Source organism: Chitinophaga sp. GbtcB8, assembly GCF_019091455.1.
Taxonomy (GTDB): domain Bacteria; phylum Bacteroidota; class Bacteroidia; order Chitinophagales; family Chitinophagaceae; genus Chitinophaga.
The window spans coordinates 131,954-147,155 of the sequence record NZ_JAGXJN010000003.1; the positions used below are offsets into that span (position 1 = coordinate 131,954).

General features: G+C 49.2%; 10 protein-coding genes. 8 read left to right on the forward strand and 2 right to left on the reverse strand.

The features are described from left to right. Positions 1–84: 84 nt before the first annotated feature. Complete coding sequence (galK, locus tag KVT36_RS05945; RefSeq protein WP_217602583.1) at positions 85–1,278, forward strand: galactokinase; 1,194 nt, start codon at positions 85–87, stop codon at positions 1,276–1,278. A gap of 76 nt (positions 1,279–1,354) precedes the next feature. Here galK and KVT36_RS05950 read toward each other — a convergent pair whose 3' ends face one another. Both KVT36_RS05950 and KVT36_RS05955 read right to left on the reverse strand, forming a co-directional pair. Further along, positions 1,355–3,412, reverse strand: coding sequence for a TonB-dependent receptor (locus KVT36_RS05950; RefSeq protein ID WP_217602584.1), 2,058 nt, complete (start codon positions 3,410–3,412; stop codon positions 1,355–1,357). Positions 3,413–4,289: 877 nt separating this feature from the next. Further along, complete coding sequence (locus KVT36_RS05955; RefSeq protein WP_217602585.1) at positions 4,290–4,493, reverse strand: hypothetical protein; 204 nt, start codon at positions 4,491–4,493, stop codon at positions 4,290–4,292. Positions 4,494–4,846: 353 nt separating this feature from the next. On the opposite strand from KVT36_RS05955, the gene KVT36_RS05960 reads away from it, so the two are divergent. The 7 genes from KVT36_RS05960 to KVT36_RS05990 all read left to right on the forward strand — a co-directional run bounded on the left by KVT36_RS05960 (position 4,847) and on the right by KVT36_RS05990 (position 15,186). Continuing rightward, positions 4,847–5,698 (forward strand): energy transducer TonB, encoded by an 852-nt coding sequence (locus tag KVT36_RS05960; RefSeq protein ID WP_217602586.1) that lies wholly within the window; start codon positions 4,847–4,849, stop codon positions 5,696–5,698. Between the two features lie 167 nt (positions 5,699–5,865). Then, positions 5,866–8,448: a phosphoenolpyruvate carboxylase gene (locus KVT36_RS05965; protein ID WP_217602587.1), complete on the forward strand. Its 2,583-nt coding sequence runs from the start codon at positions 5,866–5,868 to the stop codon at positions 8,446–8,448. A gap of 175 nt (positions 8,449–8,623) precedes the next feature. After that, the gene (gndA, locus tag KVT36_RS05970; RefSeq protein ID WP_217602588.1) at positions 8,624–10,039 is read left to right on the forward strand and encodes an NADP-dependent phosphogluconate dehydrogenase; all 1,416 of its coding nucleotides are present in this window, start codon (positions 8,624–8,626) and stop codon (positions 10,037–10,039) included. Positions 10,040–10,129: 90 nt separating this feature from the next. Then, a complete protein-coding gene (gene zwf, locus KVT36_RS05975) occupies positions 10,130–11,632 on the forward strand; it encodes a glucose-6-phosphate dehydrogenase (RefSeq protein WP_217602589.1) in 1,503 nt (500 codons plus the stop codon). Between the two features lie 90 nt (positions 11,633–11,722). After that, entirely contained in the window at positions 11,723–12,445 is a 723-nt protein-coding gene (gene pgl, locus KVT36_RS05980) for a 6-phosphogluconolactonase (RefSeq protein WP_217602590.1), read from the forward strand. 546 nt (positions 12,446–12,991) lie between these two features. Further along, on the forward strand, positions 12,992–14,446 hold the full coding sequence (locus KVT36_RS05985) for an alpha-L-fucosidase (protein ID WP_217602591.1): 1,455 nt from the start codon (positions 12,992–12,994) through the stop codon (positions 14,444–14,446). After that, positions 14,443–15,186, forward strand: a complete 744-nt coding sequence (locus KVT36_RS05990; RefSeq protein WP_217602592.1) for an amidohydrolase family protein — start codon at positions 14,443–14,445, stop codon at positions 15,184–15,186. Before KVT36_RS05985 ends, KVT36_RS05990 begins: the two co-directional genes overlap by 4 nt. Positions 15,187–15,202 lie beyond the last annotated feature (16 nt).

The following is a 15,202-nucleotide window of genomic DNA, read 5'->3' on the forward strand; positions in this document are numbered from 1 at the left end:
TTTCCTAATCAGTTTACGTAATCCTTAACTGGCATAGCGTAATCGATTACGTAAAAATCAAAAACTGACCATAAATAATTCCACATGTCCGTGCAAGAAATTCAACCGATCATTGAAAGATCAGCCAGTCCGGCAGCAGCCCTGCAAACGTTTTGTGATGCAAATTTCAATGCAGCACCCCTGGTGATACGTGCCGCCGGCCGTATTAATCTTATTGGCGAGCATACGGACTATAATAACGGCTTTGTGCTGCCGGCCGCCATTGATAAAGCCATTTACCTGGGCATTATTAAACGGAACGATCAGCAGCTGCGGTTCCACGCACTGGACCTGGACGATCATTACACCGGCAGCCTGGACAACCTGCAGCCTTCCTCCAAACACTGGCCTGATTATTTACTGGGTGTAGTGCAGCAGCTGCAGCAAAAAGGTTATCCCATACAGGGATTTGAGTGTGCCTTTGGCGGCAATATTCCACAGGGGGCTGGCCTTTCATCATCCGCTGCGCTGGAATGCGCTGTGCTGTTTGCCCTGAACCAGCTGTTTGAGCTGAATATCTCTAAAATGGATATGGCCCGTTTAGCACAAGCTGCAGAAAATAATTTTGTAGGAGTGCGCTGCGGCATCATGGATCAGTTTGCAAGTATTTTTGGTAAGCGCCAGCACCTTATAAAGCTGGACTGTGGCTCGCTGGAGCATGAATATATTCCTTTCCGTTTTGATGATGTGAAGCTGGTGCTGCTGGATACCCAGGTAAAACATTCCCTGGCATCATCTGAATACAATACCCGCCGGGCAGAATGTGAGCAGGGCGTAAAGCTGGTAAGCCGTCACCACCCGGAAGTAAGCAGCCTGCGGCAGGTAAGCATGGATATGCTGGATGCATATGTAAAACCATTTAACACGGTTACGTATAACCGTTGCCGGTATGTAGTGGAAGAAATACAGCGTTTGCAGGATGCCTGCGCAGACCTGATCAAAGATGACCTCTCAGCTTTTGGACAGCGCATGTTTGCTACGCACGAAGGGCTGGATAAATTATATGATGTTAGCTGTGCAGAGCTGAACTGGCTGGCGGAGATGGCATCCGGGGAATCCGGCGTGCTGGGCGCACGTATGATGGGCGGTGGTTTCGGCGGTTGCACTATTAACATAGTACAAACCGATGCGGTGGAAGATTTTATTGCAAAAGCAGGTCAGGGATACCAGCAGCAGTTCAACATCCCGTTAAAAGCCTACGTAACCAGTATTGAAGATGGTTGCCGGGTGATGGCATAATTACCGGCATTGATACTCAGCTATAAAATGCAAATTTACAAGGAGTGGCACACCAGTACGGTGTGCCACATTTATTTCAGAACATCAGCTCCGCGCCGCCAAAGTAGTTCCTGCCCGGCGCGGGGTTATAATAACGCTTGCCTACAGCATTCAGATCATTCCCCAGGCTGTAAGACTGATTCAGCAAATTATCCGCTCCCACGTATACGGATATACGGCATTTACCGGCATGTGGTATTTGCCAGCCCGCTTTGCACTGCACCAGGTTATAGGAGCGGGCAAAAGCAGTATTGGCATCATCCAGCGGTAAGCGGTCTGTGAAATTATGCTGGCCAAAAACATAGATCCCGGCCGGTAGCTGCACCAGCAGGCTGTTAACCGCTACTTGTCTGGGTACGCCTGTCAGCTGGTTACCGGAAAAATCCTGTCCGGCGCTTTTGTAATCACTAAAACGGAAATGGCTATACGTATAGCTGCTTTGCCATTGTAAACCTCTTAACACTCCCTGCAACCGCGGGGCCAGGATCCATAACATGCCCTGCGCTTCTACTCCCGTTTGATGGGTGCCGCCTGCATTGGTAAAAAACTCTGTACCATCATCATGAAGGTTGCGCACAATGGCATTTTGTAGGCGGTAGTAATATACAGAGGCATCTATCCAAAAGCGGTTACGGTTGCCGCTCATGCGCAGGCCTGCTTCATGGTTCCAGCCGTTTTCTGCCTGAAGTGCAGTGTTGATAATATTGTCGGAGGCGCGTACTTCTGCAATAGCAGGGGTAGAGTAGCCGCGGCTAACCGTAACACGGGCCGCCAGTGCCGGCGTGATCAGGTAAGAAAGGGAAAAACGCGGCATCCACTGTGCATTGAATTTACGGGTGCTGTCACCTTTAGCGCCTTCACTAAAATTATAATGGAAATAGTTCAGGCTTACGGCCGCCTCCCAGATCCATTTTTCGTGCAGGCGCACACTGAGGCTGGTGAAATAAAAGTGCTGCTGCGCCCTGAGCTTGTCTGCTGCCTGCACCGTATCCCGTTTACCGCCGCGGTTGCCGTAGTTCACAATATCAGAGCTGGTAACCTGCCATTCCAGGCCGGTATTCCAGTTTACCAGCAGATCCGTCCCTGTTATGCGTTTATCGTGCAGGGAAATGTAGGTGCGTGCGCCGGCTGTATTTTCATCCCGCGCTTCATAATTGGTAATGAAAGGATTTTCAAAATGTGTGTTGGCGCCAAAAACAGTGATCACATGCTGCCAGCTGTTGCTGAGATTTGCTTCATGCACCAGCCCGCCCTGTAAGGTACGGTTGTATATGGCCGCTTTTTGATCTACGGCGCCTGGCAGGGTGAGGGTGGCTGGCCGTGCTGCGCGTGGATTGTTTAATGCCTGCGCTTCTGTAAGCCCGCCGGGTGTACGATAAGAGAGATCACTGTAAAAAGCCAGCAGCTTTAATTTATTTTTTTCATTATACTGCCATTGCTGGGCAGTTTGCAGGTAATATCTTTTAGAGGCGCTGTTGCTGCGGTAACCATCCGCGCGCTGGTAGCCCTGGTACAGGCTTAGCTGGTAGTTGCCAAACTTTTGCTGCCACCCTGCTTTTTCGTGGAATAGGCCATAGGCGCCGCCCTGCACGGCTGCCCGTAAATGCATACTGTCTGCACCCAAACCCATGGGGTGCAGTAATATCACTCCGCCGGAGTTGGCGCCAAACAGGCTGCCATCCGGTCCTTTCAAGATCTCTGCGCTTTGAATGCTGCCCGGGTCTGCCAGGTTCAGGTAAGTGTTGCCGCCGGCATCGGTAAGCGGCATTTCATCCATATATATTTTCACGTTGCGGATGCCAAACGGAGAACGCAGCAGGCTGCCTCTTACAGAAAGACGGTAGCTGCCGGGCGAACGTTCTTCCATGCGTACACCCGGAACCGTATTCATGGCCGGTAGAAGTGTAGCGCCGGGTTGCAGCTGAAATTGTTTGCTGGTAATAACGCTGGTGGAAGTAGGTACCTGTAAAAGTGTTTGTTTACGTAAATAAGCCTCCACTACAATCTCGTGAAGCTGACGCGTGGTATCCGTATCCTGCGCTGCCAGCCGGGTTAAGGGCAAGCCGGCAACCAGGAAAAGTAAAAGTTGTTTCATAGCAGAAACTAATGTAGAAAATATTCTTCAGCTCTCAGGTTACTTTCTGCTTACCCGCCAAATAGTGGCGGCATCATCGGGTACCAGCAAAGCACCATTTGGGCCATAATTATGCCAGTACTTGCCATAACTGCTTTTTCATTTTCTACCCGCTCACCGGCCTTATTTCGGCTGTATTAGTGATAAAACGGCCAGGAATTTCCACCTGGCGGGTGGTTTGCCTTTTCTTACAGCCCTGTGTATTGTTGTTGTAGCTAAGGTGAGGGCAGGTTGCAGATCTGCTGCGTTGGCCGCGGGCACAGTGATGATATTACCGCCGGGGTGGTACCGGCAAGCAACAAACCTGCGGCAAACAGCATCACAGCGGTTTCATTCAAAAATGATTGGGTATTATAAGCGTCCACAATTATTCTGCCATTACATACGTAGAAGGAGCGCAGCTTTCCGGAAAAAAAGGATCTGCTTCATTCAAAAGATGATCGGGTATTATATACAGTTGCAATTATTCTGCCATCACATACGTAGAAGGAGCGCAGCTTTCCGGAGAAAACGATCCGCTTCATTCAAAAAATGATTGGGTATTATATACAGCTGCAATTATCACATACGTAGAGAGAGCGCAGCTTTCCGGAAAAAACGATCTGCTTCATTCAAAAAATGATTGGGTATTATATACAGTTGCAATTATCACATACGTAGAAGGAACGCAGCTTTCCGGAAAAAAAACGATCTGCACAAAAAAAATCTATGCGTTCTGTTTGGAATTATGAATTACGGATGTATATTTGTCTACCAATTCTATAGGAAATATAGAAATAAAAATACCACCACCCGGGAGTACGCGGCTTAGTACTCCGGCAGCTGTTGTCCCACCAGCTTAACACTGCCCGCCGGTCCATTTTAAATCATAAAAATGGCTGTTATGCAACGGTATATTCGTATAGCTGTCTGTGCTTACAGGATGGGTGTGATGGTAAAGGGCGGTTCTGCCCGGACCCTGGCCTGCAGTGGCTATGGTTGTTGTTAATAAAAGCGTTGTTTGCTGTAAATAAATGCTCCGGATGGTTTGCGGGATCGGCATGTTGCAAATTTATTGGTGGTAAATTTTGTGTAATGTGCCTCCCGCGCCCCGTGGCATTCTCTTAGCAGCATCATTCATAATATTGAGATGCATATAAGATACAATACTTCCTTTAGCAAGATAGGTGATCCCGATCCGGATGTCAATCTGGGCTGGTATAATTATATGCTGTAACTCATTTTCATATAGTCTTTCCGTTTCGTTAGATCAGAAACCAGTCTTTATACCCCTTCCGTAGCTTCAGCTCTGGAACCTGCTGTAAAGCGATCCGTTTAACGGAGCTGCTTTACAGCTTTTTTTATTCCTGCATATGGAAAATTATTCCATCCCGCATCTTATAGAAAACTTATACCATGATGACCTCAACTACACTCCCCGGAAATGATTTTCTCGACATCCTGTTTAACGGAAGGAACAAGGAATATGGTGCTTATGCATTGCGCCGAAAGTATGATCAGCGGGTACGGAATGCCATACTGGGTACGGCTTCCATTGCGCTGGTGGTTATAGGCGGTTATGCATTGAATAACACGCTGATGGCATCGGTAACGCATACACGAATAACGATGCCTCCTGTTGTACCCATTACTCCAATTGAGCCAATATTACCTCCTGAAAAAGTGGTTACTCCTCCACCGCCACCAGCTACAGCAAGCACTCCACCCCCTGTAATGGCCAGTGTTACATTTACATCGCCTCCCAACATTACCAGGGACGATGTGCCGGAGGAAGATGAAGTGCCACCCATTACTGAACTGGAACATAAAGCTGTAGGCTTAAGAACCAGTGACGGTCCTGATGATGGTATTGATCCCGGATTAGTGCCATCAGTAGGTACAGGTGTGGTAGAAGCACCCGTTGCAGCTGTGCGGGACGATCATGATGAAATTTTCAGATTTGTGGAAATCCCTCCTTCTTTCCCCGGTGGTGAGGAAGCGCTGGCACGTTATTTAGGCAACCACCTCCGCTATCCGCAGCTGGCTTCAGAAACGGGCGTTTCAGGCACTGTATTCGTACAGTTTGTGGTAGACTATGAAGGCAATGTAAAAGATGTAAAACCGGTAGGCGCCCGTAAAGGCGCTGGGCTGGAAGAAGAAGCTACCCGTGTGATCAAAGCTATGCCTAAATGGAGACCCGGCAAACAGAACGGCCGGGCCGTATCCGTACTTTATAATATACCAGTGAATTTCCACTTAGAAAATTAACGGGGGACATATAGATCCGGCAGACGGCCATAAGAAGCACCTGGCGCCCATCCCTGGGAACAGGCTTTTTATGGCCGCTGCCATCTTTTAGCCTGCCAGCAGCTTTTTGCTTTTACCTTTCTGCATTTATTCGTACTTTTCGAGCGGGAATCAGCAAATCAGTTAGCATGGAAGCTCCGGTTAATAATGCATTACAGTTGTTCAGGAACCTGGTAGGAACTAAGTTTCAGCTCTATAACAGTCTTTTTACTTCATTACCTTTTCACCGCGTTGAAAAAACGGGTATTTTCCTTTCTCTGTTCCTGCTCCATTGTGAGGAGGGATTTGCCAGGAAACATAGCCCGGAAGAGATCCTGAGCTCTTTTTTTGAACAATATACCACTTATCGTGATGAGCAGCAGCAAACGGACCTGCTGTTCCGCTTTGTACAGTATGCCGAACGGCAGGTGGTATTATTTGATGCCCTGGAAGATGCGGCCTTCCGCGATATCCGCGATACACAGGGCGCCGGCTCGCTCCGGCAGCTGCAATCGCAGGTAATGCAGGGGCAGGCGGAAGAGGCCCTCGCCAAAAAGCTGGAGGACTTTTCCGTACGGCTGGTGCTCACAGCCCACCCCACGCAGTTCTACCCCGGCGAAGTGCTGGGCATCATCAACGACCTTTCCAACGCCCTTATAAATGATAATACCGCCCAGGTAAATATGTACCTGCAGCAGCTGGGTAAAACGCCTTTCTTTAAAAAAGAAAAGCCTACCCCCTACGATGAAGCTATTAGCCTCATCTGGTTCCTGGAAAATGTATTTTACCAGGCTGCCGGGCGTACGGTATCTTACCTGAAATCACATTTCCCCCAGGCCGTTAGCGAAAGCAACCAGCTGATCCGCATGGGCTTCTGGCCCGGTGGCGACCGTGACGGGAATCCTTTTGTAAATGCACCTATTACTTTACAGGTAGCAGACGCCCTGAGGGGTGCTATTATAAAATGTTATTATTTAGATGTGCGCAAGCTCAAACGCCGCCTTACATTCAAAGGCGTGGAAAATGAGCTGACCACCCTGGAACAGAAGCTGTACAGCAACCTGTTCATACCCGGCCAGCGCACAGATCTTTGCCAGAGCGAAATACTGGATACCCTGCTGCGCATTCGCGATACCATAGTGCAACAGCACAACGGGCTGTTTGTACACCTGGTGGAAACGCTCATCAGCCGCGTAGAGCTGTTCGGGTTATTCTTTGCTTCGCTGGATATAAGACAGGATAGCTCTGTACACAGCAAGCTGCTGGAGGTCATTGCGGAAGTGAGTGATGCTTTGCCAAAGAACTATACATCCTTACCGGATGCCGGTAAAATAAAAGCGCTGCTGGCGGTTACCCAACCGGTGAACAGCAGCCTTTTAAAAGAAGACCTGCATAAGGATACGCTGGAAACCATCAAAACCGTGCAAACCATCCAGCAGGCCAATGGGGAAGAAGGCTGTAACCGCTACATCATCAGCCACAGCACCAGCGCGCTGAATGTAATAGAAGTATACGGCCTGTTGCTGCTGGGCGGGTGGAAAAAAGAGCATCTTACCATTGATATTGTACCACTGTTTGAAACCATCGACGATCTGCGGGCAGCCGGCAACGTAATGCGCTCCCTGTATGAGAACGAAGCATACCGGCAGCATCTGCACCGGCGCGGTAACAAACAAACCATTATGCTGGGCTTTTCAGACGGCACCAAAGACGGGGGGTACCTCATGGCCAACTGGAGCATTTATAAAGCCAAGGAAGAGCTCACAAAACTTTCCCGGGAAGCCGGTATTGACGTGGTGTTCTTTGACGGCCGTGGTGGCCCTCCGGGCCGTGGTGGCGGAAAAACGCACCAGTTCTATGCTTCCATGGGCCGCAATATTGCCAATAAAGAAATTCAGCTCACTATACAGGGACAAACTGTTAGCTCCAATTTTGGCACGGTGGATTCCGCGCAGTTTAACCTGGAGCAGCTGGTGCATGCAGGTATCTCCAATGAGCTGTTCTCCTCCCGCGAGGTAACGCTCAGCGATTCGGAAGCAGACCTGCTGCAATCCCTGGCAGATGCAGGCTATCAGTCGTTTAATCAGCTGAAGCACCATCCCAGCTTTATGGATTACCTGGAGCATACCAGCCCCTTACGTTATTATGCAGAGGCTAACATAGGCAGCCGCCCTTCCAAGCGTAATGCCGCAGCCAGGCTTAACCTGAACGATCTCAGGGCTGTACCTTATGTAGGCGCCTGGAGCCAGCTAAAGCAGAATGTGCCTGCCTTTTATGGTGTAGGCACCGCCTTGCAGCAGCTGGAAAAAGAGGGCAGGTGGACTGAGCTGGAACGCCTGTACCAGCATTCCCTGTTCTTTAAAACCTTGCTGGATAACTGTGAAATGGCTATGATAAAAAGCTATATGCCGTTAACCGCGCATCTTGCCAATCACCCGGTATATGGTCCTATATGGCAAATGATCTGTGATGAATTTGATCTGACGAAAAAATATCTGCTCAAGCTTTCCGGCGCATCCACCCTGATGGGGAATAGCCCGGTAGAGCAGCTGTCCATACAAATGCGGGAGCGTATAGTGCTGCCGTTAGTGACGATCCAGCAATATGCCCTGGGCCGTATCCGTGAGCTGGAACAGCAGGAGGATAAAGGTAACGGGCATAAGGAAGTATTTGAAAGGCTGGTAGTACGTTGTTCTTTCGGTATTATCAATGCCGGCCGCAATTCAGCTTAAGAGCCGAAAGCGCAAAGCATAAAGCACAAAGCTGAATGCGCAACATTCAAAATATAACTAAACCATAACATCAATAGCAAAAGGCAGGCGGCTTTATGCTTTGCGCTTTATGCTTTCTGCAAAAATTTGATGTATTTGTCCTAATTTTACAACTCTTTCACTTTTACTTTATCTTATGTCAAACAGCTTATATGATTTTGGAATGATTGGCCTGGGGGTAATGGGCAGGAACCTGTTACTGAATATGGCCGATCATGGATTTTCCGTTATCGGATTTGATAAGGATGCTACCAAGAACGCTGCGCTGGAATCCGCTGCCACAGCAGGTACTACGGTAAAAGGCGTAGCCGAGCTGGCCACCATGATCCAATTGTTGCAGCGCCCGCGCCGGGTAATGATGCTGGTGCCTGCCGGTCAGCCGGTGGATGATGTCATTGCTTCCCTGCTGCCTTTATTGGAGCCGGGCGATGTGATTATTGACGGGGGCAACTCGCACTATACAGATACCCTGAGACGTGTAAAATATTTAAGGGAAAAGCAGCTCCACTTTATGGGCATTGGCGTTTCCGGTGGTGAAATGGGCGCCCGTACAGGGCCGGCCATTATGCCCGGCGGCGACCAGGAAGCCTATGAAAAGGTACGCCCCATGCTGGAAGCCGTTGCGGCCAAAGTTAAAGGGGAGCCTTGCGTGGCCTACTTAGGTAAAGAAGGCGCCGGCCATTACGTAAAGATGGTGCATAACGGTATTGAATATGGTATTATGCAGCTGATCAGCGAAGCCTATGCTTTACTGCAACAGGCCGGCCTGGATAACGACCAGCTGCATAAAATATTTGATTCCTGGAACAAAGGCCCGCTGCAATCTTTCCTGGTAGAGATCACAGCCGACATCTTTTTACAGAAAGACGATAAAACCGATAAACGCCTGGTAGACGTGATCTCCGACAAAGCCGGCTCCAAAGGTACCGGTAAGTGGACTTCTCAGGATGCGATGGACCTGCCGGTAGCTATACCGGTAATTGATACGGCCGTAGCACTACGTACGTTGAGCGGTTATAAAGAGGAACGCGTACAGGCGGCAGCGTTATACGAAGCGCCGGCTGCACGTATCAATACACCGGCCGATACCTGGATCCAGCAGGTGCATGATGCCTTGTACTTTGGTACCATCATGAGCTATGCACAGGGCCTGGCCATGCTGCGTAAAGCATCTGATGAGCTGAAAATGGAAATACCATTACCGCAGGTAGTTAAAGTATGGCGGGGTGGTTGTATCATCCGTTCTGTGCTGCTGGAAACATTTGCCAATGCGTACGTACAGTCGCCGGACCTGCCCAACATCCTGCTGAATAAGGAAGTGGCGGCAATGGTGCAGCCCATTGAAACCAATACCCGCACCGCCATTGCACAGGCTGCGCAGGCAGGTGTACCGGTAGCCGGTATCATGGCCGCATTATCTTACTTTGATGCATACCGTACGGAAAGAATGCCTACTAACCTGGTACAGGCGCAGCGGGATTATTTCGGGGCACATACCTATCAGCGTATAGACATGCCCGGTACTTTCCATACCGTTTGGGAACAACATTAAATAAAGCTGTAAGCTTTTAGCAGCCAGCCTTTAGCCTGTACTATTTTGCTAACTGCTAAAAGCTAACGGCTAACAGCTAAATATAATTTTATGCAAGACCATAAGCGCCCGCCTGCCTCCGTACTCTTTATTTTTGGCGGCAGCGGGGACCTGAACTACCGGAAATTATCACCCGCCTTATATAATCTTTTCCTGGACGATTGGATGCCGGAGCAATTTGCCATCATCGGCATCGGGCGTACACCTTATACCAACGAAGCCTATAATGAACATCTGCTGGATGGCATCAGCAAGTTCTCCCGCCGTAAAGGTGAGCAGAATGGTGAATGGGCGGATTTTTCCAAACACGTGAGCTTTTTGCAGCTGGATGCGGAGAATGCAGCATCCTACGATGCAATGTCAGAGATCGTAAAGCAAAAAGAAGAGGAATGGGGCACCCATCCCAACGTGATCTTTTACCTGGCAGTAGCGCCGCAGCTGGTGCCCGCCATTGCAAAAAAGCTGGGTAAGCTGAACCTGTGCAGCGATAAGCATAACACCCGTATTGTAGTAGAAAAGCCCTTTGGCCACGATCTGCAAAGTGCGCATGAGCTGAATGCTTTGCTCACAAGCATGTTCTCCGAAGAGCAGATCTTCCGTATAGACCACTACTTAGGTAAAGAAACGGTGCAGAACATATTGGCGCTGCGTTTTGCCAATGCGCTGTTTGAGCCGGTATGGAACCGCAATTTTATTGAATATATACAGATCACCGCGGCAGAAAGCGTAGGGCTAGAAGGCCGTGGCGGATACTATGAGCGTTCCGGCGCCCTGCGTGATATGGTGCAGAACCACATTCTGCAGATCTTATGTATGGTGGCTATGGAAGCGCCGGTATCTTTTGATGCCAACGAGATCCGTAATAAAAAGGTGGATGTGCTCAACGCAATCCGCCCTATCAGCAAGGATAAAGTGCATGAATATGCCGTACGCGGACAGTATTCCGGCGGCTGGATGAAAGGAGAGCGTGTAGCGGGCTACCGTGAGGAAAAAGGCGTACAGCCCGGCTCCAATACGGATACTTATGCAGCCGTAAAATTTTATATTGATAACTGGCGCTGGCAGGGTGTACCTATTTATGTACGTACTGGCAAGTACATGCACCAGAAAACTACGCAGATCAACTTACAGTTCCGGCAGGCCCCTCACTTTGCATTCCCCACGGAATCTGCTGAAAGCTGGAGGCCCAACCGCCTTACCATCAGCATTAACCCGGAAATGGATATCCGTATCCGCTTCCAGGCTAAACGTCCGGGCCAGACCATGACCCTGGACCCGGTAGAAATGGTGTTTAACTATGATGCGGCTTATGGAGAACATGCGCCGGAAGCATACGAAACACTGCTGCTGGATGTAATGGAAGGGGATGCAACGCTGTTCATGCGTGCCGACCAGGTGGAAGCTGCCTGGAAGCTGATCATGCCTATACTGGAAACCTGGGAGAACCGTGTACCCCAGAACTTCCCCAACTATGCCCCCGATTCCTGGGGACCGAATGATGCAGATGCCCTGATAGCGCAGGACGGACATAGCTGGATAAACTTATCAAAATAAGGTTCAATTATTGTAAAGGAAATGTGCAAGTGATGATGATCGTGATCATTCATTTGCACATTTTTACTTTCGCATATCAAATCATTAAATATGGAATTGCACATCGCCAAAGATCCGCAACAGCTGAGTGAGAACCTGGCCGCCTGGATTAGTAATTATATCCAGGAAGTACTGCAGGACCAGGAACAATTTTCGTTTGTATTGTCAGGTGGTAACACGCCCAAGCAGCTGTATCATTTACTGGCTAAGGAGCCTTACCAGCAAATGATCCCCTGGGAAAAGATCCATTTTTTCTGGGGCGATGAGCGCGCAGTGCCTTTTGATGATGAGCGCAACAATGCCCGCATGGCATATGAAACCCTGCTTACACCCATGGGCATCCCGGAAGAAAATATTCATGTAATGCGCACGGATATTATGCCGGAAGCCGCCGCAAAAGAATATGAAAAACTATTAAAAGAATATTTTAAAGACAGTGATGTAACCTTTGACCTGGTATTGCTGGGTATGGGAGATGATGGGCACACCCTGTCCTTATTTCCCGGTATGCCCGTAGTGAATGAGCAAAAGGATTGGGTAAAAGCATTTTTCCTGGCTGCCCAGCACATGTATCGTATTACCCTCACGGCCCCTGTAGTGAACAAAGCCGCCTGCGTAATATTTATGGCTACCGGCGCCGGCAAAGCCGTAACGCTGAAAAACGTAATTGAAGGCACCTTCAACGCAGAGCAATTTCCCTCTCAGCTCATCCGCCCCCAGGACGGTGAGCTGCATTGGTTCGTAGACGAAGCCGCCGCCGGAGCATTGGAATAAATTAGGGAAGATGGGAGATAGGATATAGGAGGTAGAAGATAGTAGATAGGATAGTGGATAGTAGGTGGGATGATTGAGTTCTCAATAGCAATAAACATCAATAAAACATCAATAAACAATAAAGCGTATGAGGTAACAAGCCACTTCATACGCTTTATTATTTACAGCAGTCTATACTACACCAGGTCCCATTATCATCCATACTGCACACCCACACATACTTGCAGTACATGCCCATTTTTTTGCAGGCCCAAAACGCCTGGACCTTTGCCCGGCGTGCCCCGCTTGACAATGCTCCATCCATGTCCCAACCCCAACACGACCATCTCCCGTCCCATAGTCATTCAAACAGGCGGGTGCAGTCCAGCGTTGGGCCTGCAAAAAAATGCCTGCAAAAAACACGAGTAACAAACTCTTGTAATAAATGTCTATATATTCCTCTATAATAAACAGTCGCAAGCAACCGCAAAACAAACCTCCGCACAAACCTCCTCACGCATTTCCCTGAAATATTTATTATTTTACTCACTGCTAAACTTTGCCGTTATGAAAAGAATGATCCTCGCCGGTAGCCTGATCTTACTATTGCTGCAGCCATTGCTGGCGCAAAACTATTCTGCTGACTGGTCCTCGCTGAATACACGTAAGATCCCCGGATGGTTCCATGAGTCTAAGTTCGGGATCTTTATACACTGGGGAGTGTATGCAGTGCCATCCTTTGCTGTGGTAGGCCCCGGCGGTTATTCTGAATGGTACTGGCACAATCTCATGAATAAGAGTTCAGATACCCACGCCCAGGTACAGGCTTTTCACGATAAACAATTCGGCAAAGGATTTCCATACGCCAGTTTTGAACCGCAGTTCACCGCTGCATTATTTGATCCGGCGCAGTGGGCAGATATCTTCCGCCGCTCCGGCGCTAAATATGTAGTACTTACCTCCAAACATCATGAAGGTTATTGTTTATGGAACAGCCCCTGGGCAGATAAAGCCTGGGGCCGCCCCTGGAATGCAGTAACAGGCACGCCTAAACGTGATCTGCTGGGCGATCTGACAGAAGCCGTACGAAAAGCAGGCCTACGTATGGGATATTACTACTCCCTGTATGAATGGTATAACCCTTTATGGCTCTCCAACAAAGAGCAATATATCAAAGAAGTGATGCAGCCGGAGTTCAAAGACCTGGTAACACGTTACAAACCATCCGTGATCTTTTCAGATGGAGAATGGGAGCTTTCAGATACCGCCTGGCAGTCGCCCGCTTTGCTGGCCTGGTTGTACAATGAGTCGCCGGTGAAGAAAGATATAGTAGTGAACGACCGCTGGGGAAGCAATACCCGCGGGCATAACAGCGCCAGCACTTACCTTACCTCTGAATACGGTAGCGGAATGGAGCCGGGCGTAGTATGGGAAGAGAGCAGGGGCATTGGCATGTCATACGGGTATAACCGTATGGAGAATGTAAATGATTACAAAAGCAGCCACGACCTGCTGCTGGCATTAATAGATATTGTATCCCGCGGGGGCAACCTGCTGCTGGATATTGGCCCCACAGCAGATGGACGTATTCCCGTGATCATGCAGCAACGGCTGGTAGATATGGGCAGCTGGCTGGCTACAAATGGAGAAGCGATCTACGAAACAGAATCCTGGAAACAAACGCGCCAATGGAGCCCCGGCCAGCAGCCAACTGTAAAGAAGGCCTCTTTCATGGCTGATTATGATATTACCCGCATGATACAGCCTTCAAAGGAACACGCGCACATAGAGATGTTCTTTACCCGTAAGAACAATAACCTGTATTGCATTGTTCCTTCTTATAATCCGCAGCTGCTGCTGCGCAATTATACGCTGCCCGCCGGCGCAAAGGCCAGTATATTAGGCAGCAAGGCAAACATCCGTGTAAAACAGCAGGGAAAGGATTGTGTGCTGGACCTGTCGGCCCTGCACCCCGGCGATGTACCGCCACAGTTATTCGTTATTAAAATTACCGGCGCATGATCTTCGATGCACATTTTCACATTATAGACCCCCGTTATCCTTTGGTAGCTAACCAGGGATACCTGCCGCCTGCCTTTACAGCATCCGATTATAAGAGCAGGGTAGCACACTTGCAGGTTACCGGCGGCGTTGTGGTATCAGGCTCTTTTCAGCAGTTTGATCAGCAATACCTGGTAGCTGCGCTGCAGCAGCTGGGAGCCGGTTTTGTGGGTGTAACGCAGATCCCGGAATATGTAACGGATAAGGAGATACGGCAGCTGCATGCATCCGGTATACGGGCGGTACGTTTTAATGTACAACGCGGCGGCTCCGCTACCGTTGATCACCTGGAGGAGCTGGCCCGCCGTGTATACGACCTGGCCGGCTGGCATACGGAACTGTACATTGATTCCCGTGAGCTGAAAGACCTGCTGCCGGTTTTAAAACGGTTGCCGCGTATAAGTATTGATCATTTAGGTTTATCAAAAGAAGGGCTGCCTTATTTATTAGAGCTGGTGGCAGATGGCGTACGGGTAAAAGCCACCGGTTTTAGCCGTTGCAATTTTGATGTGGTGGAAGTAATGCAGCAGATCAATGCGGTGGACCGTTCCGCGCTGATGTTTGGCACTGATCTGCCATCTACCCGTGCACCACAGCCTTTCAGCGATGAAGATGTAGCTTTGGTGAAAGACAATTTCCCGGAAGATGTGGCAAAGCGTATCTTTTACCAGAACGCAAAGGATTTTTATTTTCAATTGTAACAACGGGATAGCAATA